Source organism: Chryseobacterium sp. LAM-KRS1, assembly GCF_013184525.1.
Taxonomy (GTDB): domain Bacteria; phylum Bacteroidota; class Bacteroidia; order Flavobacteriales; family Weeksellaceae; genus Chryseobacterium; species Chryseobacterium proteolyticum.
Genome location: NZ_JAAOIZ010000001.1, coordinates 286,345 through 312,567, shown reverse-complemented (window position 1 = coordinate 312,567; position 26,223 = coordinate 286,345). Strand labels below are relative to the sequence as shown.

Genomic DNA, 26,223 nt, shown 5'->3' with positions numbered 1-26,223 from the left:
GGGACTTTTTATTTTATATCTCGCGAAGTAATTGCAGAGATATCTTGTCACATTTTATTTTATGACAAACTTAATATACATATAATACTTAGATAACATTTACTTTTTCTTCATAGCGTATTTTAGCCCATCAAATAAAAAATACATATGAAAAATTTCGACCGGAGATTCTATCTTCTTGCATTATTATGTTTTCTTTCATTTATTTCATGCAGCGAACAAACCTCTTTTGAAGAAAATGGTTCTCTTGCCGATCAGGCAAATAAGAAGGATAGATTTTCACGTTTAGGAGATAATGATCTCAAAGTACTCACTTACAACACATTCTTATTGCGGGATATCGCTGTAGCCTCTACCACACAATGGTCGCAAAATCAAAGGGCAGAAAAAATCGGAACGGCAGACTTTATCAAAAATTATGATGTATTACTCCTGCAGGAATGTTTTGACAATACAGCTTCAACAATACTTCGAGAAAAACTTTCTTCAAAATTTCCTTACCAGACACCTATTCTTGGACAAACCAAACAAGGCTGGAATAGCACTTCCGGAGACTGGAGAGAAGTAGTCTCGGGCGGACTGGAAAACGGTGGAGTGATGATTGCCAGTAAGTACCCGATTGAAATAATGAATCAATATATATTTCCCAAAGGATGTGATTTCGATGCCCTTTCTTTAAAGGGTTTTGTGTACGCCCGTATTCTTAAAAACGGAAAACGGATTCATTGTATTTCTACCCATCTTCAATCTACCCAACCCGGCTGCCAGGGAAATGAAGTCAGCATCAGAAAAAGCCAGCTGGAAATGATCAAATCTTATGTGGACGCACTTCAAATTCCTGCTGATGAAATGCTTGTGTATGGCGGAGATTTTAATATTATTAAGAACAGCCAGGAATACCCTGTCATGCTGCAAACGTTAAATGTATCTGCACCTGTCTACAAAGGTCTTTCACAGACATGGGATACCCAAACGAACACCATGGCATCTTACCACTATCCTTATCCTAAGAATCAGCCGGAATATCTTGATTATATCTTCGTTTCCAACGAACACCTTACTCCTCTATCCTGGCACAATATCGCTTTTGATCCCGTAAGCAATACCCTTATGACGTATACCAATCTCACCCAGGACACTTATTACTGGACAGATTATTCGGATCATTATCCTGTAGAAGGAGCCATCAGTACGGATGAAACATCTCCCAAAAAGAGTATGAAATTCAGAATATATGATAAGGTATCTTTAAGATCCGTAGCTACCGGAAAGTATATTACCAGCAACCTTTCAAAACCAGATGATTGGCTTACCGTATCCGCTTCTGCTCCTAATCAGAATACATGGTTCAATCTTGTTAACCTTGGGGCTGGGGATAATTATTTCGATCTCAAAGAAGGTCCGGTAAGGGTAGAGACCAGCGAGCGTATTAATAATTTCTGGTATTGGGAGTATCTGAACGGAGGAGCTTATTACTATTTCCCGAAATTTGGCAAATCCCTTAAAAACCTCGAACTGGTCCTTGTGAAAAAGAAAAACGGAAACACTTCTACAAGCATAGAAAATGGAGATACCGTTGCCTTCAAGGATAAAACCTCCACAGGAAAAACATATTTCCTTCAGGTATATCAAAAGAACGGTACCGATTGGATCTATTTAAATGGAAATACAATCGGTGCTGCTGAACAATTTGAAGTACGGATGAACAATACTTCCCAACAGAATTGGTATTAAATTTCATCCCTGAAAAAACATAAAGCTCTCCACATTAGGAGAGTTTTTTTTATAGAGCTATTTCCCGCTATCCGCTCATACTCCTCGCCCCCAACCTTACCATTCCCTGCTCCGGGGTAACCGCTTCTATCGGGGCTAGGAACAGTCCAAAAAACACCTGGAAAACAGGCTTCCGGAATAAAAGCCTTTAATCTTCAAAAATTCAAATTATTTATTATTTTAGCTTTTATAGGTAATAAAAAATTAAAATAAATCAAATACTGCAATAAACTATTCAAAAATTTTGTGATTTTATTATTTTCATTATCTTTATTTCACAAAATTTTGATATGTATAAAAAATTTTTACCCCTTATTTTATTTATTAATTTTTTTCACATCCTGAACGCCCAAAATGAATTTATCACCATCTGGAAACCTAATACTCCAGCAATCATTCCACAGATGGATGTTATTGTTCCTTATCCGGCAGGCAATAACCAGATATGGTTCCCGGGAATCGGAGAAAATTATACGATAACCTGGGAAGAGATAGGTTTTCCCCAGCACAATGGAGTCATGAACAATGTGACTTCTACACAACAGGTCTTTATCGATTTTGGAACATCATTAAATCCTAATACCACTGATGCTGCTTATCGGGTAAAAGTAAGCAATGGAAACGGAGTTTTTAAGCAGATCCGGTTTGGTGATCCTGAAATCCTAAATGTCCCTACTGCTTACATGGCTATTCTCTGGCACAACGTAGGCAGCATTGATAAAATTACCGAAGTTTCCCAATGGGGAAATATCAACTGGATTTCTATGGAGAATGCCTTTAGTAATTGCAGGGCGCTTCAAGTTACCGCTACAGACACACCTAACCTTTCAGGTGTAACAGATGCTTCATTCATGTTTTATGGAAATTCAGCTTTTACAGGACACCCGTCTATGACGGCATGGAATACATCCCAAATAAAAAAATTTACATACATGTTTGGCCACACTTCCCCTACTCCGGCTACCGCAGCAGTTGATCTGTTCAATCTCAACATCGGTTCATGGGATATGTCTTCGGCACAAGACATCAGCTATATGTTTTTCCACAGAAGATCATTTAATCAAAATATAAACAACTGGAACACTTCGAACGTAACTACAATGGCCCATACATTTGAAAATTGTTACACATTCAATCAGCCATTGAATAACTGGAATACTTCAAAGGTCACCAATATGGCGTATTTATTTCATTTTATCCCCGATTTTAACCAGCCTATCGGTAATTGGGACACATCCAATGTTACTAATTTCAGCCACATGTTCCACAACTGTACTTCTTTTAATCAACCACTAGACAACTGGAACACGGCTAAAGGAACTACCATGGAGATGCTATTTACAGGTGCCTCTGCCTTCAATCAACCTGTAGGAAGCTGGAATACAGGGTTGGTGGGAACAATGCTTTTCACTTTTCGTGATGCAACAAGCTTTGATCAATCTTTAGAAAACTGGAACCTGGCTTCCCTGACTATTGGAGACCAGATGCTGACAAATTCCGGATTAAAATGCGAAAATTACAGCAGAACCATCGCCGGATGGGCCAATAACCCAAATACGGCGAATAACATCAACCTGATTTCTACTGCACCATTAATGTATTCTTCGGATGTAGTACCAGAAAGAAATGTACTTATCAATAAAGGTTGGATATTTAATGGTGATACTCAGGGAGAGTGCAGATTAGGAATTTCTGAAATCCCTCTCAATAATCTTTCCATTTATCCCAATCCTGCCAGCGACTTTATTTACATCAAAAATATAAAAGGTTCCGGAAGTTACAGGATAACTGACATGGCAGGTAGAATCATCCTTCAGGGACTTTTAAATAATGAAAAAATCGATGTAAGTTCTTTAATAAAGGGAAATTATCTATTACAAATTACTTCCGCGGATAAGGTCCAATCTTTAAAATTCATCAAAAAATAACGATCCATATGATAAAAAAACTAATCCTATTCCTTCTCTTCAGCTTTTTCTTTCAATCCGGAAAGGCACAAAATGAATTCATTACCATATGGAAACCTGGTAATACCAGTACCAATATAGCAGGAGTTTCACTTTCAACGTCCAATCAAATATGGTTTCCCGGCAAAGGCAACCAATTCAACGTTTATTGGGAAGAAATAGGGTATCCTCAGCACAATGGAATTTTACAAAACGTTACGGCTTTAAAACAATTTTTAATAGACTTTGGCGATCCTCAAAACCCCACTCCTGCTAACGCAACTTATAAAGTGAAAATTAGTAATGGTAATGGTACCTTTCAGGCAATCCGGTTTCCTGAGGGTGTTTATGTATCTATCACACTATGGCCCATATTTTTAGAATATAATGGTGACAAAGAAAAAATTCTGGAAGTTTCACAATGGGGAAATATTATCTGGGAAAATATGGAATGGGCATTCAGCGAATGCATCCATATGAACGTTACTGCAACAGATGCACCTGACCTGTCTCAAATAACAAGTACTTATGGCTTATTTTACAATTGTACCTCACTCACAGGAACACCGGCATTTGACACCTGGAATACCTCGGGTATTACCAATATGAGCCACATGTTTGCCGGAGCCACAAATTTTAACCAACCTGTCGGAAGCTGGAATACCGCCAACGTAACCAATATGAACTGGCTGTTTCATTATCTTGATTTTTTCAATCAGCCTATCGGAAACTGGAATACTTCAAAGGTAACTACTATGATCCATATGCTACACGAATGCTATGCCTTTAACCAGGATCTTTCTTCCTGGGACACCTCAAAAGTAACAGATATGAGGGCAATACTTGGCAAAACAACGAACTTTAACCATAGTCTTGGAAACTGGAATCTGAATTCTTTAGTGCTCGCTTCAGGGATGCTTACCGGTTCCGGACTAAGCTGTGAAAAATATAATAACACTCTCATGGGTTGGGCAAATAATCCGGCAACTCCCAACAATCTGATAATCGGAGATGTTTCTCCAATGGCTTACTCATCTCAGCCCGCACTCAATGCAAGAAATAATCTTATCAATACAAAAGGATGGACCATAACTGGTGATTACTACAATACTGAATGTGTAAGTTTATCAACATCCGAAGTTCTTTCTCAAAATGAAATCCGTATTTATCCAAATCCGGCAGCGGATTACATTTATATTAAGAATGTAAAAGGTTTTAATACTTATAAAATTTTTGATATGAGTGGAAGAATAATTCTTCAGGACCTCTTAAACGATGAAAAAATCAATATCAGTTCTTTAATTAAAGGAAATTACATTTTACAAATCATTACAAAAGATAAGGTCCAATCTTTAAAATTCATCAAAAACTAATTCTCATGCTAAAAAAAACAATCCTATTCTTTCTCTTTATTCTTTTCTTTCAGTCAGGAAAAGCTCAAAATGAATTTATCACCGTCTGGAAACCAAGCCTTCCCCGTTATGCAACACAGTATACCGGGATATCCGTAGCTTCTACAGATACACAGATCTGGCTTCCTGCTGTAGGAACCGATTTTCAGGTATACTGGGAAGAAATTGGTTTCCCGGCACACCATGCCACATTAACCAATCTCAACTCTACTTACCAGTTACTGATCGACTTTGGAACCCCTTTAAACCCTAATCCAGCAGACGCAACTTATCGTTTAAAAATAACTAACGGCACTGGTAATTTTCATAGGATTCGGTTTTCCAACTGGGATATGTTTAATGGTGATGGCCTGATAGGTGATGTGCATAAAATAGTAAGATTGGAACAATGGGGAAATATCCACTGGTCTTCTATGGGACAGGCATTTCAGGGTTGCAGAGACTTCGATGTAACTGCCACAGACACTCCAGATCTGTCAGCCGTTACAGATATGTCCAATATGTTCTTAGGTAATTATAGTTTGATAGGAAATCCCTCTTTCAATAATTGGAACACCTCCCATGTAACCACTTTGCTAAGTACATTTGCAGGTTGTTTTCTTTTCAATCAGCCTGTTGGAAACTGGGACACTTCAAACGTTACCATGATGGGAATAACATTCAGCTCTGCTTTGGTATTCAACCAACCTCTGGCGAACTGGAACACCTCTAAGGTAAACCACATGACCGCCATGTTCAGTGGTGCTAAGGAGTTCAATCAACCGATCGGAAACTGGGATCTTTCCAATACTATCGATTGCGAATTTATGTTTTCCGGTGCTAAAAAATTCAACCAGCCTATTGGTAACTGGAATACCTCCAAAGTAGTTGAAATGGACCGTATGTTCAACCAGGCACAAGATTTCAATCAGGATATCAGCAATTGGGACACATCAAGTGCCACCATTATGGAGGGCATGTTTGCAGGCGCTTCCAGTTTTAATCAAAACATCGGAAACTGGAACATAAGCAATGTAGTCTATATCAACGATATGTTCAATGGGGCTACCAGCTTCAATCAGGATATTGGGAACTGGGATGTAAGCAAAGCAGTCTGGATGCACAATATGTTTAAAGATGCAAAGAATTTTAATCAGAATATCGGAAACTGGAATGTAGGACTTGTCACCAACATGAACAATATGTTCAATGGAGCCACTCATTTCAATCAAAATCTTGGACAATGGAACATCAGCTCTCTTACCTCAGCCATAAACATGCTACAAAACTCAGGACTGAATTGTCAAAGCTACGATAATACCCTTTACGGCTGGAACCTGAAGCCCACAACCCCTAATAATATCAACCTTGCAAATACTTCACCTTTGGTTTACTCCAACCCGCTTGCTGTCAATGCCAGAAATAATCTTATCAATAATAAAGGATGGACGATCAGCGGAGATACTTACAACGGAGAATGCCAGTCTGTTTTATCCACATCAGATGCGTTACCTCTCAACGAGATCAGTATCTATCCAAATCCCGCAACGGACTTTATCTACATCAGAAATATGAAAGATTCCGGTAATTATAGAGTAATGGATATGGCAGGAAGAATAATACTTCAGGGTATGATAAATAATCAAAAAATTGACGTCAGCTCTTTAATCAAAGGAAACTATATCCTTCAGATCATTTCGAAAGACATGGCACGATCACTTAAATTTATTAAGAAATAATATCATAATCCATCCGTATGTATAAAAAAATTATCCTCCTAGGTTTATTCTTATTCTTAGGGCAAATGATAAAAGCACAAAATGAATTTGTTACGATCTGGCAACCCAACAGGCCCGACACAATGCCTCTTATTGATGTAAATGCTCCTTATGCCGCCTCCACTAATCAGATATGGTTTCCGGGAATCGGTGAGAATTACACAATAAGCTGGGAAGAAGTAAACTATCCTCAGCATAACGGGGTTATGAATAATGTTACCTCTACGAAGCAGGTATTGATTGACTTTGGAACTTCATTAAATCCTGATACGGCAAGCGCTTCTTATCGTGTAAAAGTAAGCAACGGAAATGGCATATTTAAACAGATACGATTTGGAGAATGCCAGATCATTTATGTAGCAGACTCATATATTCTCATGTGGGATATATTCGGAAATTCTGATAAAATAACTGAAATAGAAAATTGGGGAAATATTCAATGGACCTCTATGAATACTGCATTTGCGCACTGCAGATTGCTTCAGCTCACGGCTACCGACAGTCCAAACCTCACTAATGTAACGGATGCTTCATTCATGTTTTATAATGCCCATGATTTTTTAGGGGCAAGTTCAATGCAAAACTGGAATACCTCAACTATAAAGGATTTTAAATTTATGTTTGCAAGGATGGGAGATTATGTGCAGGCAATAGATCAGTTTAATTCCCCTTATTTGAGTACCTGGAATATGTCATCAGCTAAAAATCTGAATAATATGTTTTCCGGAAGAAAGGTATTTAATCAACCCTTAAATAATTGGAACACTTCGAATGTGGAAGATATGGGCTGGATGTTTGCTCTTTGCCTGAATTTTAATCAGCGTTTAGACAGCTGGGATACTTCTAAAGTAAAAGATATGTCTTTTATGTTCCATTTTATTCCTGTTTTCAATCAAGACATTGGCGGATGGAATACTTCCTCTGTAACCAATATGGCTCATATGTTTCACGGCTGTACTGTTTTCAATCAACCTCTTAACTGGGCAACTTCCCAGGTTACTCATATGGGATTTATGCTAACAAGCGCCACAAACTTTAACCGGTCTTTAGGCAACTGGAACCTCAGCTCATTAACCGATGCTACCAATATGCTTACAGGTTCAGGATTAAATTGCGATAATTACAGCAAAACCCTTTCCGGATGGGCAGATAATCCTGTTACTCCTGATAATATTCCTCTTGTTTCAGTAACGCCTTTACAATATGCTTCCAATGCTGCTTCTAAAAGAAATATTCTTATTGGTAAGGGCTGGAATATAACAGGAGATACAGTAGGAAACTGTTTGTTGTCAACTTCAGAAATCCACACCAACAGCCAAAGCTTATCTATATATCCTAACCCCGCAGAAGATAACCTGCATATAAGGCATGCCCACGAGCTCAAAAGTTATAAAATTCTGGATGCCAGCGGAAGATTGGTACAACAAGATGCTCTGAATACAGACATGATTAATATAAGCTCACTGACAAAGGGAAATTATATATTGCAGATTACAACGAAAAATAAAACGGAATCGTTTAAGCTGATCAAAAAGTAAAATAAAAGCCTTACTTGTAATAAAGTGAGGCTTTTTTATAACGCGTATTTTTATTTATCATACTCGTTGGGGTGCTGATCTTTAATATCGTCAACAGTTCCTAGTACTTTATCTTTTAAAGAATCCTGATATTTCTGTAGTTTTTCCGCCACCTGTTCATTTCCGCTTCCTAAAATTTTAGCAGCAAGGATTCCCGCATTTAAAGCTCCGTTCAATGCTACAGTTGCTACAGGGATTCCGCCCGGCATCTGAAGGATGGATAGTACAGAATCCCACCCGTCAATAGAATTACTGGATAAAATAGGAACTCCGATTACAGGTAAGGTAGTACAGCTAGCCACCATTCCTGGTAGATGGGCAGCTCCCCCGGCCCCTGCAATGATAACTTTCAAACCTCTTTCTTTTGCTGTTTTGGCATAATCAAACATTCTTTCGGGCGTTCTGTGAGCAGATACCACAGTTAGCTCGTAAGGGATTTCGAGAGTTTTCAAAAAGCCTGCAGCTTGTTCCATAATTGGTAAGTCACTTTGACTTCCCATGATAATTCCTACCATCTTCAATTTTATTAGATTTTCAAAGATAAAAATTAAAATCTGTTTTCTAAAATTGAACTATCTATAAATCCCTGGATAATCTGATCTGAAAAAATTTTAACCCTGAATATATCAACTGATTACAAACAACACGTAAAATCACGTTTTATAATTATACTTAAATAAGATATATTTGTATACCATTTCACTAATATTTTGAAAGATTATAAACTTACACTTGCTGTTCTTACTGTAGCTATTGTCTGGGGAACGACTTTTTTATCGATTCGGGTGGCAGTACAAACGATTCCAGCCTGGTTTGTCGCGGGAATAAGACAATCTCTTGCAGCATTGATTATGCTCCTTGTCCTTTTATACAGAAAAGAATTACGATGGATCGGATGGAAAAACCTGAAATACCAGATTGTTTTTTCGTCACTTATGCTGATTATTGCCAATGGAATGACCACTGTTGCTGAAGAAACGGTAACAAGCAGTGTGACCTCTCTGATAAGCGCCTGCTCTCCTATTTTGGTTTTTCTGGGCAGTGTGGCTGTGGGAATACAAAAATTCAGCCTCAGGGCTGTCGTAGGAATTCTGATGTCTTTCGGTGGTATTGTTTTTATCTTTTGGGACGGTATAAAAGATCTGGCCAATCCGGATTATGCCATGGGAATTGTTTTTCTTCTTATCGCGATTGCAGGCTGGGCATCAGGTACCATTTTCACAAAAAAACTAAACATTCAAAGCGGAAATATATCGCTGAATCTTTTATATCAGTTTGCCTTTGCAGGAATTATCCAGATTATTTTTGCCTTCTTATTTTCTGAAGATTATAACTTCGAAAACTGGAGTTTCAAAAGTATTTCAGCCATGTTTTACCTTTCCGTCTTCGGCTCTGTTGCAGCCTTCTTTGCCTATCATTATGCTTTGACAAAGGTTTCACCGGTTCAGGTTTCTATTCTGGCCTATATCAATACCATTATTTCTATCTTTTTAAGCTGGCTGATCCTTGATGAAAGTATTTCTGTTAAATTTATTGTGGCAGCAATATTAATTATTCTGGGAGTATTCATAATTAACTACAACCCAGCCATGTTTAAAAAACAAAGAATTCAATAAACGCGGGACACCTATCTCAACCCGCTGCTTATCGGTACATTAAGGAACTTTCATATTATGATTGCTTCCTATTTTCATTATTCATCCAACAGAATATATCTCTATTTATCCACTTTCACATCTCTTTTTTTATTTTTTTTCCCTATCTTGTTTAGATCAATTTCTATGATATGCTAAAAAACACTCTGCTGATTTTATTTATTGTCCCATTACTTCTTCTAAGTTGTGATAATCGCCAAAAGGAAAAAGACCTGCTGGAAAGAGAGCAGCAGCTTTTGGAAAAAGAAAAGCTATTTGCCCACAAAGAATCTGAATATCAAGCCTTAATTAAAATGCGCGACAGCATCTTTACCCGAAAGGACTCTGCCAAAATAATGAGATGGCCGGAAGAAATTTCGGGAGACTGGAACGGCAAAGTGATCTGTACGGAATCCAATTGTAATGATTATGTTGTTGGAGATCAGCGAACAGATACCTGGGAATTCGACAGTGATTCCACTCAATTGGTGGCTAAAATCATCAACAATAACAATCTTATCAGGTTGTATTCCGGAAAGTTTGAAAACAATGAGATCAAACTGAATTTCAAAACAGATTCTGCTGCCAAAAAGAAAGTAGAAATGAATATTCTTCTCAATGATATTTCCGACACCAAGATAAGAGGAACAAGAACTGTAATAACAGATAATAATTGTACTGCAAAATTTTCTGTAGAATTAACGCGTTCGTCCAAATAAAACACATTTATGATTTTACTGAGCATACACAACCTGAGCTTCCCTATTGAAGATCCTGTATTAAAATTTTTATTGGTCCTGGTCATTATTCTGGCAGCTCCATTACTTCTGAATAAAATTAAAGTTCCCCATCTGTTAGGCCTTATTATCGCAGGTGCAGTAATCGGACCCAATGGATTCAATCTGTTGGCGAGGGATAGCAGTATTGTAGTTACGGGAACTACAGGACTTCTTTATATTATGTTTCTCGCAGGACTGGAAATTGATATGGGTGATTTTAAGAAAAACAAATGGAAGAGCCTCGGATATGGAGCTTATGCATTTATTTTTCCTTTTATACTCGGATTTGTCGGAGCGTATTATTTATTGGGATTTTCGGTACTGACTTCCGTCTTATTCGCCAGTTTGTTCTCGTCTCAAACCCTTATCACCTATCCTTTAATCAGTAAACTTGGAATTGCAAAAAACCGGGCTGTAAATATTACCGTAGGCGGAACAATGATCACCGATATTGCCACATTATTGGTACTTGCTGTGGTTGTAGGTATGGTCCAGGGAGACGTGGGAACTTCTTTCTGGGTAAAGTTATCCGTATCTGTTATACTTTTTAGCCTGATCGTTCTATTGTTATTCCCTATTATTGGACGGTGGTTTTTCAAAAAAGTAAATGATAAAATATCCCAATACATTTTTGTATTGGTGATGATCTATCTGGCGGCACTATTGGCGGAATTAGCCGGCATTGAAGCTATCATCGGGGCATTCTTTGCCGGGCTTGCATTAAACAGACTGATTCCTCACACATCTTCTCTCATGAACAGGGTGGAATTTGTAGGGAATGCGATATTTATCCCTTTCTTCTTGATCAGTGTGGGAATGCTGATCGATTTCACCGTATTCTTCAAAAGTTTTGAAACCCTTAAAGTTGCAGCGATTATGTTGGTCGCATCAATCGGTGGTAAATATATTTCAGCCGTGATCACTCAAAAGACATTCAGGTTTACAAAAGAAGAAGGTAAACTGATCTTTGGTTTAAGTTCAGCTTCTGCAGCTGCTACATTAGCTACAGTAATGGTAGGATACAACATCATTGTTTCCGAAACGGAAACAGGAGAACCTGTAAGATTACTGAATGAACATGTATTGAACGGAAGTATATTACTTATCCTTATTTCATGTACCATTTCTTCATTTGTATCTATGGCCAGTGCACAGAAAATCGCAGAAACGGATAATGAAGATACGGTATCCGGAAACAGCCATGAGGAGGAAAGCCTGCTATTAGCCATCAATCATCAGGAAACTGTAGAGCGAATGGTCAATCTGGGTATTCTGATTAAGGCACATTCCAATACTGAAGACTTTTTTGCATTGAACGTCATCAATGAAGATAAAAATGAGTCTTCTGTAAAAAATGCCGAAAAATTACTCCACCAGGCTACAGATGCTGCAGCATCGGCCGATGTCAAATTGCAACCTCTGAAAAGATATGATAATGATGTTGTAAACGGCGTCAATAATGTGATCAAAGAGCAGGAAATAACGGATCTTATTATCGGTCTTGAAGATGAAAAAGGTTTTTCTCCTTCCTTCGTTTACAATCTTTACAATGGCTACCTTCAGAATGATCACGTGAACGTACTGGTATACCATGCTGCCCAGCCTGTTTCTACAATAAAAAAATATGCAGTGATGATTCCTGAAAATTCAGATAAAGAAGCCGGCTTTTTTCATGCTCTTTTAAGGGTATGGAATATTGCCCGGAATTCAGGAGCAACCATGATATTTTATGCTCCTGAAAGTATTATTGATCTTTTACAAAGGATCATCAAAAAAGCCAATATAGAAGCTGAATTTATCATTATGAATACCTGGCATGACGGTGAAAAAACAGCTGCGGGACTAAAAGAGGATGAAGCCCTTATTGTGTTTATGGCTAAAAGAGGAATGGTATCCTATATTCCTCAAATGAGGCTCATGCCGGAACTTCTCAACAAAAATCTAAAAGAAAACAATTATCTTCTGATCTATCCTTTTTCAGAATATGACAAAAACAGTCCTGAAAAAAGATCATTCGGAAATCACAGGGATTTCATCGAAATCGGAAATGTTATCCAGAAAATTTTCAAGTAACAACCACTATCAATAGAATAAATTCAATCAATTCAACTATTTCTTAGTTGTTTGTTTTCAGTAAATTAGATCTTAAAAATCGGATTCAATTATTTAAAATGGAAATATAAAAACGGACTCGCCGAACACCGTATTTCAAAGTAGGCAACAAAATACTTTTAATTATGCCAAATCTATTAAAATCATTCAGAAACTCTGTAAAGCACTGGTATATCCCGCTTATACTAGGAATCCTTTTTACTGGATGTGGAGTATATGTATTTTCATCTCCCCTTGAAACCTATCTGACATTATCTCTTCTTTTTAGTGTCTCTTTTATTGTCTCGGGGATCTTCGATATCTTTTTCTCGATCAATAACGCGAAAGTATTAAATGGATGGGGCTTATATCTGGTAACGGGACTACTTTCCTTTATTATGGGAGTCTATCTGGTCTCTTATCCTCAGATTTCAATGACCATTCTGCCCTTTATTGTAGGATTTACAGTGATGTTCCGTTCTTTCCAATTACTGGGTATCTCATTTGATTTGAAAGATGCGCATGTACTAAGATGGGGTAATCTTGCCATATTCAGTATCCTCGGAATTATCCTGTCGTTTATGCTTTTGGCTAATCCTATATTTTCAGGAATGTCCCTTGTAGTCCTTACCGGTTTATCATTTATTTTCGTAGGAGTAGCTTCTGTCATCTTAGCCTTTGATCTGAAGAAAATAAAGGACTATCCTTCAAAATTGGGTAGTGAGCTCAAGGATAAAATAGAAAATCTTCATAATGAACTCAATGATAAAATGAGATAAAAAAATAAGAAAGACTGCTTTTCAGCAGTCTTTCTTTCAATATTTTAAGCTATTACTCTTACCATAGCCTTTACTTTGATGAGCTTTTCCATCAGTTCTTCTTTGGAGTCAGCCAGCACATTAATGTGCCCCATTTTCCTTCCCGGTTTGGTTTCCGTTTTTCCGTATAAGTGAACATAAGTTTTAGGCAATTTCAGGACTTCTTCCATTCCTTCATAAATTACTTTTCCTGAATATCCTTCTGCTCCTACAAGGTTAAGCATTCCACTATAACCTAGACTTTCCGTATCCGCTAATGGAAGGTTCTTAACGACACGGTACATTTGCTCAAATTGTGAATTCGCGTTTCCTTCCTGGCTTTGGTGCCCTGAGTTATGAAGCCTTGGTGCTGTTTCATTTACCCATACTTTTCCAGCTTTATCCAAAAACAGTTCTATGGCAAAAAGCCCGGGAGAGTTTATTGCGTTCAGAAACTTTTCCGTAATTACATCAATTTGCTTTTGAGTGTCTTCCTGTAAAAAAACCGGACAAATATTAAAATCTAATAAATTTAACTTAGGATCAGCCACCATTTCTGTAACGGGAAAAGTCTTGGTCTCCCCTTTTTCATTTCTTGCAACGATCACAGACAATTCTTTATCGATATCAACAAGCTTTTCAATCACAGAAGGCTCCTTCCATAAATTTTGAAGATCTTCTTCATTTTTAATTACCTGAACACCTTTTCCATCATATCCGCCTGTATTCATCTTTTGTACAAAAGGAAGTGTCATTGTAATTTTTTCATCACTATTCCAGACAGCCTGAAATTCAGGGCTCGGAATATCATAAGTCTTGTAGAATTCCTTCTGAAGAATCTTCTGCTGAATGGTTTTAATGATTGCAGAATTCGGCACAACTTTGATCCCCTGGTTTTCAAGTTCTGCCAGGGCATCAGCATTTACATGCTCGATCTCTATTGTTACAACATCTTTATTTTTTCCAAAGTTCAGGACTGTTTCATAGTCATTGAAATTTCCCTGTGTAAAATTTGAAATAGTACTGCAGGGAGCATCAGAGGCAGGATCCAGCGTATAAAATTCATCATCATATTTCAATGCGCTCTGTATCAGCATTCTTCCCAGCTGTCCACCTCCTAAAATTCCTATTTTCATTCTATATTTTTATTAGATATATTTTCAATTGAGACCATCCGGATCAATAGGCAATTATCAAATGTTTTTTAACATTACAATACAACACCAGATCATCGATCCAAGACTTTGCAAAGATAAAAATTTTATAGCCGATTACCTAAATTTTCGCATCTCCGATCCTTACCGTACTTAACGTGTTACGCCGGCTTTTAAGCCGGCGTAAGTGATTATGGGAAGTTTATACTTTATCTATTTTAAGATATCCGAGACCTATTGGGTTTTCCTGATTTTCCGCATCAGATTTTTCTAAAACAATAGTGTATTTCTCTTTCATTTTTTGAGGAAGGATATCATTAACGTTAAAAATATCATCGATATCCACACCGTGCTTATCGTCAACATGGCTTACAGCTCCTTCGAATCCCATTGTTTTGTAAAATTCCGTTTCCTTCACTCTCTTTATGATTTCTCCCATGGATGTTCCAACCATCAGATGTTGCTCATGGAATTCTTCAAAATATCCCCTCTTATAGCCTCCTAAATTAATAAAGAATAGCTGGTTTTCAGAAACCTGATCTGTTTTCTCAACAATTTTCACTTCATATCCATCTGCAAATCTTACCTCCTGATGGCAGTCCAGGTGGATTTTACCATCAGCCTCTTTCCAGAAGTCTTTCATATCCGGAACCAGATCCTTTAAACTTTCTGCAATTCCAAAAAACACATCGTGCTGTTCGATATTCCTGCCTGGAGGAGTGGCACCCAGGATCACGTAGAATAATTTCATTTTCATTTTTTTAGTCATACAAAAATACGTCAAATTTATCTTTTTGAAAGTTTGGCAGAAAACTGCAATAGTTTTATATTTGTATTCATGTCAGAAATCATTATTCTCTTCCTTGGAGCAATCTCAGCAGGCCTATTGGGCTCACTTACAGGTTTAGGAGGAGGAGTTATCATTATCCCTTTATTGACGCTGGGTTTTGGCGTCCCTATGCATTACGCAATCGGAGCTTCCTTAATATCTGTGGTGGGTACATCTTCCGGTGCCGCCGTAGCTTTTGTTAAAGAAGGATTTACCAATATGAGAATCGGAATGTTTCTGGAAATAGCAACTACAGCTGGTGCTATTGCCGGAGCTCTTGTTTCCGGAATTCTGAACCCCAATACCATCGGGATTATTTTTGCCAGTATTCTTCTCCTTACCGTAATTTTAAATCTTAAAGGAAAACCCGACCACCAGGAACCCCTGATCAAGGGAAGTTTAGAAGATAAACTTAAATTGTACGGAACCTTTCCGGATAAAGGAGTCATTAAAAAATATTCTGCGCGAAACACCATTCCCGGATTCTTTATGATGATGTTTGCCGGAGCAATGTCTGGTCTTTTAGGAATCGGTTCAGGTGCATTGAAAGTATTGGCAATGGATAATATGATGAAGTTGCCTTTTAAAGTTTCTACAACCACGAGTAATTTTATGATCGGTGTTACGGCTGTCGCAAGTTCTCTGATCTATTTTCAAAGAGGAGAAATTATCCCGGTAATTGTAGCTCCTGTTTTGGTAGGGGTTGTGGTAGGAAGCTTCATTGGGTCTAAAACATTGATGGTTTCAAAAACTAAAAAACTGAAGGTATTTTTTGCTATTGTAATTACCATCCTTTCAATCTATATGATGTATAACGGTATAAATCAAAGTTTCCGATGAGAAAAAATTTCACAGACGTTGATTTGAACCGCTCCGTAGGAAATCTCCTGAGACTTGGAGTGATTTTGTCCGTAGCTATATCCATTATTGGCTTTGTAAAGCTGTTTCTGGAAGGTTTTAAAATGCCCAAAAACTATTCCTTACTGGAGACCGGTTCTTCGTCGGAAAAAGTATGGGGCCAGTTTTGGGAGTCTCTCTGCAAAGGTGAAGGAATGGCCATCATTCAACTGGGAATCTTGGTTCTTATTTTCACTCCTTTAATGCGAATTGTTTTTGCATTAATAGGATACCTGAAAGAAAAAGATTACATCTATGTGATCATATCCTCAATTGTTTTAGCCATTATGGCAATCAGCTTTTTTACGGGATACGCACATTAAGCCCATTTACATTTCATAAAACTCCAAAGGAAGCTGATCCGGATCTTGTGTAAAGAAAAACTCTTTACCGGTAAATTCGTCGATCCTTATCTCCTCACATTCCAGTCCCTTTTCCATAAGTTCCTGTCGCTTTGCGCCAACATTTTCAACGGAAAATGCAAGATGCCTTAATCCGCACGCTTCCGGACGGGAAGGTCTTGCGGGAGGATCAGGGAATGAAAAAAGTTCTATCACATAATGATCTCCGATAGCAAGGTCCAGCTTATAAGATTGTCTTTCTTCACGGTATACTTCACGGATCACATTCAAACCTAAAATCTCTGTGTAAAACTTTTTAGAAACTTGATAATTGGAGCCTATAATGGCGATATGGTGAATTTTCATTGTATATTATTTCTTATTCTCGCAATTTTCCTTTCTTCTTGTATCAATGATGTACTGAATTTTCCAGCTGTTATTCTGCTTAACCAGCTGAAAGCTGTTCGCTCCGCAATGTGAAAACTTTCCCTGGTAATAAAACTGATAAGGAGTGAAAACGCTCGCCATATTGCCGTCTACAAGTACAGATCCTATAGTAATCCTTTCATCCAGATCGCCTTTAGCGGCTTTGGAAACAGCAGATATAAAACCAGGTATATCATCTGTTTTCACAACTCCTTCTTTTGTAATAGTCTGTAGAATGGCCGTTTCAGTAAATGCCGACTTTACCAGTTCCGAATCTGCATTCTTCATACCTGTAAACAAATCCCTGACCGGTTTCTCAATGTCCGTGTTCTGGAGTTGCTGTCCAAAGCAGAATGTACTTAAAAAGCATACAACTGCGAAAATTTTATTCATAGTATTGATTCAAAATATAACAGAATAAAAGTAAGAAAAATCTGATTCAAACTTCATTTATTTCACATTAAAAAAGATGATTTCATTTGAATTCTTATAAAAAAGGATTATTTTTAGCCACCTATTTTTATAAACATGTGGAGTGCTTATTTGATCTTAACCGGCCTGCTGGTTCTATTGACATTATTACCTAAAATTCAAAACCAGCATTGGATATTTCGGGTTCCTGAGTTTGGAAAAATTCAAATCACATACTTTATCGTGCTTACCTTCCTCTTAGGATTTTTCTTTAGATCAGCCGAATATTTCTGGTATTTCCAGGGTACTCTTTTTATCTTATTTGTACATCATGGGGTAATTCTCGTAAAGTATACTCCTCTCTACAGAGTAAGGAAACATCAGAGGGGCAAGCGATCCTCTCAAAAATTACATTTCATTTCTGCCAATGTCTATCAGTTCAATACGGAATATGACAAGTTTATCGGTCTTATCAACCGAAACAAGCCGGAAATGTTCCTTACCATGGAAAGCAATGGAGCTTGGGAAAATGCATTAAGAGCTTTAGAAAAAGACTACCCCTATCATCATAAGGTTACCTTGGAAAATACTTATGGGATGCATTTTTATTCTAAAATTCAGATCAAAAATTCCACTACACATTATTTTGTAGCTGAAGATATTCCAAGCATTGAAATCCATTTAGAAACAGAAGACGGCTTCTCTTTTGTTTTTTTCGGGGTTCATCCACCGCCCCCCAGCCCAACGGAAGAAGCGACATCAAAGGAGCGGGACGGCGATCTCCTGAGCATTGCAAAACGCGTGAAAGATATCACTGAACCTGTACTTGTCGTTGGTGATTTTAATAATGTTGCCTGGTCAAGGTCTTCTATACTGTTCAGAAAAACAAGCCACCTTATTGATCCGAGAATCGGACGTGCCTTTGTTCCAACCTTCCACGCCAAATACCAATTACTGAGATTCCCTATCGATTTAATGTTTCATAGTGAAGACATCTTTATTAAAGAACTTAAGACCCTAGACAATTTTGGCTCGGACCACCTACCGGTATATTGTGAATTCTTTATCGATCATCATAATACGGGTCAGGAAGAAAGAATAGAAGTTGCTGACGCCGAAGAAAAAGCTGAGGCTGAAGAAATGATCATCGAGGGAAAAAAAGAAGATGGTGACCGGGATGCTGTTGTTACAGAATAATATGTTTATCTATAGCAAGCGCATTCTTCGATTAAATAGAATAAAAAAAACTGTTTCATTTCTGAAACAGCTTTTATATCAAAGTAAACGATGATTAAAATTTAATCACAGATTTCATTTTTTCGTTTTCTTCCATTACCAATTCATCATCAACAAGGATTTTTCCTGAATGTTCATCGATAATGATTTTCTTTCTCTGAGCGATTTCCATCTGTTTTTGTGGAGGAATTGTAAAGAAAGATCCTTTCGGAGCACCTCTTTCTAAACCTACCACAGCTAATCCGTTGATAGAGTTCGTTCTGATTCTGTTGTACGAAGCAAGTAATCTTTCATCAATCTTACCTGCAAATTCTTTAGACTGCTCAATTAAATAATCTTCCTCTTTCTGAGTTTCAGAAACTAAACCTTCTAATTCTTCTTTTTTGAATTTAAGGTGGTTTTTAAGATCGTTAATTTTTGAATTCAGTTCTTCCAGAGTCTCATTTTTATGAGTGATTTTGATCCCAAATTCTTTAATTCTTTTTTCCGCAAGTTGGATTTCAAGATCTTGGAATTCAATCTCCTTACCTAAAGCTTCAAACTCTTTATTGTTTCTTACGTTATCTTGTTGAGATTTGTATTTCTCAATTAGAGTTTTCGCATGGTTAATTACTTCATGCTTTGTTTTGATCTGATCTTCCTGATCCTTAATTTCTGCATGAAATTTTTCAGCTCTTTTTTCAAGCCCTTCTATCTCGATTTCAAGATCTTCAACCTCAATTGGCAATTCTCCTCTTGTATTTCGGATTTCATCCAATCTTGAATCTATGATTTGTAAATCGTATAAAGCTCTTAATTTCTCTTCAACTGAAATATCGTTGGTTTTTGCCATATCTAAAGGAAATAATTTACTGGGTTTGTTTTTTCGTTGGATTTTGAGATTGCAAATGTACTAAATTTTTGTGACAAAATTTCAAATAATTGTTTTACAACCCATTGTTCTGATTCATAATGTCCTATATCACAAATCAGCATTTTAGATTCTGCTAAAAAAAAATCGTGATATTTAACGTCTCCGGTCAGGTAGGCATCACATTTTTTAGATAGTGCGGATTTTATTCCACTCGCTCCTGAGCCTCCTAAAACACCCACTCTTTTAATCTTTTTATTAGTAAGCCCTGAATGTCTGATCATTTCAAGATTAAATTTCTCCTTAACAAAACGTAAAAAGTCCTCTTCATTCATTACTTCTTCAAACTCTCCATACATTCCCAATCCTGAATACTGGTTTTCATTGTCCAGACTATAGATCTGGTAGGCTACTTCCTCATATGGATGTGAAGATTTCATAGCAGAAATAATCTGATTTTGTTTATAGTCTTCAAATATTACAGAAATCATATTTTCATCTGCATTTTCCCTGATATTCTGCTGTCCTGAAAATGGATTCGAGCCCTCAATTGGTCTGAAAGTTCCATTGCCATTAATACTGAAACTGCACTCATCATAGAAACCAATATTTCCTGCCCCGGCAGAGAAAAGAGATTCTTTTACTTTTTCAGAATGGTCTTTGGGAACAAATACGGTAAGCTGTTTCAGATTATCTTTCTTCGGCTGAAGGATTTTCACTTCTTTTAATCCCAACTGGTTGCATATTCCTGCATTAACCCCAAAAAAATCATTATCAAACGCAGTATGAATTGCATAGATTGCAACCTTATTCTCGATGGCTTTTAAAACAGCCCTTTCAACATAGTTTTTCCCGGTAAGAGATTTTAACCCTGAAAAAATAATCGGATGAAAACATACGATCAGATTTAATTTCTTTTGAATAGCTTCTTCTACAACATTCTCTAAAGCATCGTGACATACTAAAATACCACTCACCTCCCGTTCCGGAACCCCGCACAACAACCCTACATTATCAAAGTCTTCTGCCTGTTGTAAGGGAATACGTTTTTCTATTTCCGAAATTACTTCTCTTATTGTCATTTATTATGTATGTTTGCTACGAAAATAGGGATAATTTCTTAAATTAGAAAAAACTCAAAGTATGGAAAAAGAACACAATCTTGTCCCGGAGGATACATTATGGAAAAGATTTCTTTATCGTGTTATTTACCGTTCCGATACCAGATTGGGAAAGCTTTTCGATATTATATTGTTGGCATTAATCCTTGTCAGCACACTTATCATTATGATGGAAAGTGTTCCGAAGCTGGATCAAAGATTCCATCTTACATTTATTGTTTTTGAATGGATTATTTCTTTATTTTTTTCCGCAGAATACCTACTGCGTATTATGGTCGTAAAAAATAAGAAAAATTATATCTTCAGCTTCTTTGGAATTATAGATTTTCTTGCCCTGGTTCCTTTCTACCTCAGTTTTTTCTTTCCGGTAACCAAATATTTCCTGATATTCAGAATGTTGAGAATGCTAAGGGTGTTTAGAATTTTCAATTTACTGGATTTTATGAATGACGGATATCTCATTGTACGGGCATTGAAAAACAGTTCAAGAAAGATCTATATTTTCCTGTTGTTCCTTATCATTTTTTCGGTGATTGTAGGTTCTCTGATGTTTATGGTGGAAGGAGGAAGAACCGGTTTTGAAACCATTCCCCAATCTATTTACTGGGCTGTGGTTACAGTAACTACAGTAGGTTACGGAGATGTTTCACCCATTACACCTATGGGAAAATTTTTTGCAGTTATACTGATGCTTGCCGGCTACTCTATTATTGCTGTACCCACCGGTATTGTAACGGCAGAGATGAGGAATAAAAGACAAAACCTGGAAAAGATCTGCGAACGTTGCGGAAATGAAGATATTGATGATGATGCGAGGTACTGCAAACAGTGTGGCAAGAAATTAGCTTGATATCATTTATCAAATTAATCTATTAACCCAATACCACAAAATCATGGAACCAAAAAAGAAAAACAAGCCCAATAGTTTAGTTATTATTCTTTTTGCTTTAGTTGCATTAATGATCATTATTTATTTTATACTAGCTATGTTCTTCCCTACTGTTTTTGAACATATGAGCACAGGTGATATACAACCTGTTCCTAATAAATAAAAAAGGTGGCTGATGCCACCTTTTTTGTTGAATATAAATTACTTATTTCTTAATTACTTTGGTCGTCTTTTTAGAGCCGTCCTTCATTTCAAGAGTAACCAGATACAATCCTGATTTCAGATCCTCCAAATGAATTACCGTATCTGGGCTTACGATCATTTTAACCAATCTTCCTGAAACATCTGATACAGAAATAGATTTAACGTTATCAATATCTGCAATGTTCAGAACATCAGTAAACGGATTCGGATAAATTCCACTGGCTTTTTTAATTAAAGCAGGAGTTGAAATACTTGAAGCATGTTTATCTGAACTCTCTTTATTAATATTGATCGTAAACGCTCCTTCGAGCTCATCTGTATACTCGCTATAATATCCTACATTCACATAATAAACAGTTCCGGATATAGTTGGAACAGACAATGTTTCAGTCTCTCCATCTGCCATATTATCTACAGTATCCACACATACTAAACTGCCGCATGTTCCACTGAAAACACCAATCTGAGGATCGAAATCACTTCCCGAAGGCATACTCACGGTAATATTAACTGTTTCTCCGTCACCAACAAATGTAAACCATGTTCCATCATTCATTCCACTTTCACAAGCGTTGATAAATCCTCCGTTATTTGTTGCACCACCTCCGTCAGTCTGCACATAAGTATAAGGGAAAGAAGATGCTAGCAGAGCTCCTGAACATTCGTCATTAGCCGGTGCCGGTGGAATACTTCCGACACAGATGTCAAAGCTTTGATTGCTTCCTGTTCCATAGTAACTGTAAACTCTGATGTAATAAGTTTGTCCTATAGTTAGCCCGGAAACAACACCTGACGTAGGATCCGAACAAAGAATGCTGGATAAAGTACCACAAGATCCGCTAAATACCTGGAAGTAGATATCATCATCATCTTCTGTACCGATAGAAGTTACATTCAGGAGAGAGATTTTCTGGCTTGTTCCTGTCGCTACAAATTTAAACCACACATCATCATCAGGATTACCATAGCAAGGAGCAGCAGCAATTCCTGAAGCCGTAGCTCCTAGTGTATAACCTGATGTTACTGTTCCACAATTGAGATCAGGATTCACCGTTAAAGTTACCGCTCCTATACAGTTATCATTCAGAGGAACCGGAGGGGCTGTTTTAAATTTCACTTCAGCGCATCCTGAAGATTCACCGGCCGCTGACACAGAAACCACCCGTAAATAATAAGTAGTATTTACGCTTAATAATGTAGGAACAGCAAAACTAGCAGCACTTACAGATTGTTGATTGATGATTTGTGTTCCACCAGGAGTTGTACCTATGGAAACTTTATATCCTGTAGCTCCTGCAACCGGGCTCCAGAGAATGGTAGGTAACAATGGAATAAACACGGCGTTATTTGTCGGATAAGTTACTGACGGACAAACGGGAACAGGTTTTGGTGTTAATCCGTTGATTGTAATGGCCGATTTAAAGGAAGCCTGATGTCCTACAGGAGGATAAACAGGATTCGGATTGGTCCCATCATTTCTGAAATAAAGAGTAGAATTAGGTGCTGAAGGATACACATGCATGATCTCGTCCCCATTATCATCATAATCAGCTGAATTTTCATCAACAGCAACCACAAGGTTATCTGTATTATTATAATGAAAAGGTGTCGCAAAAGTGATGTTGATAACTCCATTCACATTAGTAACTGTTCCGGCATACACCTGAGTCAGTCCGGAAAAAGGGATCCAATCGGATTCGGTGTCGAAACTGGATTTTGTGGTAAGCCCTAAATAGACCACCCAATCTGAAGAATTAACCATTGACATCGACGGATTACTATAAAATGTAAGCCCTGTTATATTCCCTGCCGCGTCAGCATTAATTTCCTGTTTTGAGAAAATCTGCTGCACATAGGAATATCCATAGTATGTACTGATCGGAGCTGGTCCTACATCAGTACTTCCCGAGCCCAAATTGATTTGAGCATTCAACACCATGCCTAAAAACAATAAGCATGAAAGTAAAATTTTTTTCATAAATATAATGTTTGGTATTAGACTACTAATTTACCAATAATACAGCAAGCATCGAAGAAAAATGACAGCTAAAATTTAGCTGTCATCAATATTTATGGATAAAATCGGATTCTATTTTTTAATTGCTTTGATCGTTTGTTTAGATCCATCTTTCATTGTTAATGTGACCAGATATAGACCTGATTGAATATCAGCCAGATGAATAACCGGACCAGGATTATCAATTGTTTTTATCCATCTTCCGGAAATATCAGTAACCGTAACGGATTTTACATTAGCAATGTCAGAAATATTCAAAATATCTGAGAAAGGATTCGGATAAACACTGATTCCTTTCTTATTTCCTGCTACTTCAGAGGTTCCAAGATTATTTTTTGCTATATTAATCGTGAAAGTTCCTTCCATGTTATCCGTGAATCCACTATAATTACCCACATTTACATAATATGTAGTACCAGGCTGAGTAGGTATTGATAGAGTTTCTGTTCCTCCGGAGCCATTATTATCTACCGTATCCACACATGCAAGACTTCCACATGTTCCACTGTAAACACCGATCTGAGGATCAAAATCACTACCTGCCGGCATTGTAACAGTAATATCAAATGTTGCACCATCACCGGTAAATGTAAACCAGGTACCATCATTCATACTATCGGAACATACAGTAACAAATCCGCCATTATTTGTTGCACCACCTCCGTCAGATTGTACATAAGTATAAGGGAAGGCTGACGCTGTCAACGCTCCGGAACAATCATCATTGGCTGGTGGCGGTGGCATTGTACCTACGCAGATATCAAAACTTTGATTGGATCCTGTATCGAAATAACTGTAAACCCTCACATAATAGGTATCTCCAACAGTAAGTCCGGTTAAAACAGATGATGTATCATCGGAACATAGAATGCTCGACAATGTACCACAGCCACCGCTAAACACCTGGAAATAGGTATCATCATCATTGGTAGTTCCTACAGAAACCACATTTAGGAGTGATATTTTATGCGTTGTAGCAGTAGCAACAAATTTAAACCATACATCATCATCAGGATCGCCATAACATGGATCAGGAATTAAGCCTGAATCTGTTGCTCCCAAAGTATATCCTGCGGTTACAGCACCACAATTAAGATCCGGATTTACTGTTAAAGTAATCGCTCCCGCACAATCGTCATTCGATGGAGCTGGCGGAGAAGTCTTAAATGTAATTTCTGTACATCCTGAAGATTCACCGGCCGCTGATACTGAAACTACCCGTAGATAATAATTGGTATTAGCACTTAAAGGTGCAGCTGGAGTAAAGCTATTGGTCGCTACAGATTGTTGATTCACCACATCAGTTCCTCCCGGAGTTGTTCCTATAGAAACCTTGTAACTTGTCGCTCCCGATGTATTATTCCAGTTGATGGTAGGTGATAATGGGATGAAGGTTGAATTATTTGAAGGATATGTTATGACAGGACAGGCAGCAATTGGATTTGCCGTTAATCCCAGAAATGTAATTACCGATTTATAATCAGCCAAATCTCCAGCCGGAGGTGAAGCCGGATCAGGATTGTTGCTGTCATTTTTATAAAACAAAGTAGAATTTGCGGCACCGGAATAAACATACATTGCCTCATCATTATTATCATATCCCGGCGAATTTTCTTCTGCAGCTACGACTAGATTATCCGTATTGTTATAAGGAAATGGTGTTGTAAAAGTAATTTCCACCACTCCGTTAGCATTGGTAATTGTTCCTGCATATACCTGAGTCAACTGAGAAACCGGTATCCAGTCTGTATCTGAAGTAAACCCTGATTTTGAGGTATGCCCGAGATATACCACCCAGTCGGATGAATTTGCCAAAGACATCGAAGGATCCAGGTAGAACTTAAGTCCCGTAATGTTTCCTGCTGCATTTGCATTGATTTCCTGCTTAGGGTAAATCTGCTGAACATAGGAATATCCGTAATAGCTACTGATCGGAGCTGTACCAACGTCAGTGCTTCCAGCGCCCAAATCAATCTGGGCGTTTAGTGCCATGCTTACAATCAAGAAACATGAGAGTAAAAATTTTGCCATAAAATAACAGTTTTAGTGTTTAATATACTAATTTACTAATAATATAATGAA

The 26,223-nt window shown here is 37.5% G+C and carries 23 protein-coding genes; 14 read left to right on the top strand and 9 right to left on the bottom strand.

Annotation, left to right across the window (positions count from 1 at the left end; genetic code table 11):
- The first annotated feature begins 147 nt into the window (after positions 1-147).
- From sph to G9C87_RS01370, 5 genes are all read left to right on the top strand, one after another.
- Positions 148-1,734, top strand: a complete 1,587-nt coding sequence (gene sph, locus G9C87_RS01390) for a sphingomyelin phosphodiesterase (protein ID WP_172277246.1) — start codon at positions 148-150, stop codon at positions 1,732-1,734.
- 329 nt (positions 1,735-2,063) lie between these two features.
- Positions 2,064-3,701, top strand: a complete 1,638-nt coding sequence (locus G9C87_RS01385) for a BspA family leucine-rich repeat surface protein (RefSeq protein WP_172277243.1) — start codon at positions 2,064-2,066, stop codon at positions 3,699-3,701.
- A gap of 8 nt (positions 3,702-3,709) precedes the next feature.
- Positions 3,710-5,092: a BspA family leucine-rich repeat surface protein gene (locus tag G9C87_RS01380; RefSeq protein ID WP_172277240.1), complete on the top strand. Its 1,383-nt coding sequence runs from the start codon at positions 3,710-3,712 to the stop codon at positions 5,090-5,092.
- A 5-nt stretch (positions 5,093-5,097) separates the two neighbouring features.
- Positions 5,098-6,849 (top strand): BspA family leucine-rich repeat surface protein, encoded by a 1,752-nt coding sequence (locus G9C87_RS01375; protein WP_172277237.1) that lies wholly within the window; start codon positions 5,098-5,100, stop codon positions 6,847-6,849.
- Positions 6,850-6,866: 17 nt separating this feature from the next.
- Positions 6,867-8,426: a BspA family leucine-rich repeat surface protein gene (locus G9C87_RS01370; protein ID WP_172277234.1), complete on the top strand. Its 1,560-nt coding sequence runs from the start codon at positions 6,867-6,869 to the stop codon at positions 8,424-8,426.
- Between the two features lie 50 nt (positions 8,427-8,476).
- On the opposite strand, the gene purE is transcribed toward G9C87_RS01370, so the two are convergent.
- Positions 8,477-8,980, bottom strand: coding sequence for a 5-(carboxyamino)imidazole ribonucleotide mutase (gene purE, locus G9C87_RS01365; RefSeq protein WP_172277231.1), 504 nt, complete (start codon positions 8,978-8,980; stop codon positions 8,477-8,479).
- Positions 8,981-9,175: 195 nt separating this feature from the next.
- On the opposite strand from purE, the gene G9C87_RS01360 reads away from it, so the two are divergent.
- From G9C87_RS01360 to G9C87_RS01345, 4 genes are all read left to right on the top strand, one after another.
- On the top strand, positions 9,176-10,081 hold the full coding sequence (locus G9C87_RS01360) for a DMT family transporter (RefSeq protein WP_172277228.1): 906 nt from the start codon (positions 9,176-9,178) through the stop codon (positions 10,079-10,081).
- Positions 10,082-10,251: 170 nt separating this feature from the next.
- Entirely contained in the window at positions 10,252-10,818 is a 567-nt protein-coding gene (locus G9C87_RS01355) for a hypothetical protein (RefSeq protein WP_228456928.1), read from the top strand.
- Positions 10,819-10,827: 9 nt separating this feature from the next.
- Complete coding sequence (locus tag G9C87_RS01350) at positions 10,828-12,951, top strand: cation:proton antiporter (protein WP_172277226.1); 2,124 nt, start codon at positions 10,828-10,830, stop codon at positions 12,949-12,951.
- Between the two features lie 164 nt (positions 12,952-13,115).
- Positions 13,116-13,748 carry an HdeD family acid-resistance protein gene (locus G9C87_RS01345; RefSeq protein ID WP_172277223.1) on the top strand — a complete coding sequence of 211 codons (633 nt, stop codon included), beginning with the start codon at positions 13,116-13,118 and terminating at the stop codon, positions 13,746-13,748.
- Between the two features lie 44 nt (positions 13,749-13,792).
- Here the strand turns inward: G9C87_RS01345 and G9C87_RS01340 are convergent, their stop codons facing one another.
- Together G9C87_RS01340 and G9C87_RS01335 are read right to left on the bottom strand one after the other, a co-directional pair.
- Positions 13,793-14,902 (bottom strand): 5-(carboxyamino)imidazole ribonucleotide synthase, encoded by a 1,110-nt coding sequence (locus G9C87_RS01340; protein ID WP_172277220.1) that lies wholly within the window; start codon positions 14,900-14,902, stop codon positions 13,793-13,795.
- Positions 14,903-15,122: 220 nt separating this feature from the next.
- Complete coding sequence (locus G9C87_RS01335; protein WP_172277217.1) at positions 15,123-15,671, bottom strand: DUF1543 domain-containing protein; 549 nt, start codon at positions 15,669-15,671, stop codon at positions 15,123-15,125.
- A gap of 87 nt (positions 15,672-15,758) precedes the next feature.
- Here G9C87_RS01335 and G9C87_RS01330 point away from each other — a divergent pair, with 87 nt between their 5' ends.
- Positions 15,759-16,589: a sulfite exporter TauE/SafE family protein gene (locus G9C87_RS01330; protein ID WP_172277214.1), complete on the top strand. Its 831-nt coding sequence runs from the start codon at positions 15,759-15,761 to the stop codon at positions 16,587-16,589.
- Positions 16,586-16,969, top strand: coding sequence for a DUF1634 domain-containing protein (locus tag G9C87_RS01325; RefSeq protein WP_172277211.1), 384 nt, complete (start codon positions 16,586-16,588; stop codon positions 16,967-16,969). The genes G9C87_RS01330 and G9C87_RS01325 overlap by 4 nt, the downstream gene beginning before the upstream one ends.
- 6 nt (positions 16,970-16,975) lie before the next feature.
- Here G9C87_RS01325 and G9C87_RS01320 read toward each other — a convergent pair whose 3' ends face one another.
- Positions 16,976-17,353, bottom strand: coding sequence for a VOC family protein (locus tag G9C87_RS01320; RefSeq protein ID WP_172277208.1), 378 nt, complete (start codon positions 17,351-17,353; stop codon positions 16,976-16,978).
- A gap of 6 nt (positions 17,354-17,359) precedes the next feature.
- Entirely contained in the window at positions 17,360-17,806 is a 447-nt protein-coding gene (locus tag G9C87_RS01315; RefSeq protein WP_172277205.1) for a nuclear transport factor 2 family protein, read from the bottom strand.
- Positions 17,807-17,941: 135 nt separating this feature from the next.
- On the opposite strand from G9C87_RS01315, the gene G9C87_RS01310 reads away from it, so the two are divergent.
- A complete protein-coding gene (locus G9C87_RS01310) occupies positions 17,942-19,021 on the top strand; it encodes an endonuclease/exonuclease/phosphatase family protein (RefSeq protein ID WP_172277202.1) in 1,080 nt (359 codons plus the stop codon).
- 94 nt (positions 19,022-19,115) lie between these two features.
- Here the strand turns inward: G9C87_RS01310 and G9C87_RS01305 are convergent, their stop codons facing one another.
- Both G9C87_RS01305 and G9C87_RS01300 read right to left on the bottom strand, forming a co-directional pair.
- Positions 19,116-19,892 (bottom strand): zinc ribbon domain-containing protein, encoded by a 777-nt coding sequence (locus G9C87_RS01305; RefSeq protein ID WP_172277199.1) that lies wholly within the window; start codon positions 19,890-19,892, stop codon positions 19,116-19,118.
- Between the two features lie 2 nt (positions 19,893-19,894).
- A complete protein-coding gene (locus tag G9C87_RS01300) occupies positions 19,895-20,992 on the bottom strand; it encodes a Nif3-like dinuclear metal center hexameric protein (RefSeq protein ID WP_172277196.1) in 1,098 nt (365 codons plus the stop codon).
- 61 nt (positions 20,993-21,053) lie between these two features.
- Here G9C87_RS01300 and G9C87_RS01295 point away from each other — a divergent pair, with 61 nt between their 5' ends.
- Positions 21,054-21,881 carry an ion transporter gene (locus G9C87_RS01295; protein ID WP_172277193.1) on the top strand — a complete coding sequence of 276 codons (828 nt, stop codon included), beginning with the start codon at positions 21,054-21,056 and terminating at the stop codon, positions 21,879-21,881.
- Positions 21,882-21,924: 43 nt separating this feature from the next.
- Entirely contained in the window at positions 21,925-22,083 is a 159-nt protein-coding gene (locus G9C87_RS01290) for a hypothetical protein (RefSeq protein WP_172277190.1), read from the top strand.
- Between the two features lie 42 nt (positions 22,084-22,125).
- Here G9C87_RS01290 and G9C87_RS01285 read toward each other — a convergent pair whose 3' ends face one another.
- Positions 22,126-24,102, bottom strand: a complete 1,977-nt coding sequence (locus G9C87_RS01285; RefSeq protein ID WP_172277187.1) for a T9SS type A sorting domain-containing protein — start codon at positions 24,100-24,102, stop codon at positions 22,126-22,128.
- A 111-nt stretch (positions 24,103-24,213) separates the two neighbouring features.
- Positions 24,214-26,172 carry a T9SS type A sorting domain-containing protein gene (locus tag G9C87_RS01280; protein ID WP_172277184.1) on the bottom strand — a complete coding sequence of 653 codons (1,959 nt, stop codon included), beginning with the start codon at positions 26,170-26,172 and terminating at the stop codon, positions 24,214-24,216.
- Positions 26,173-26,223 lie beyond the last annotated feature (51 nt).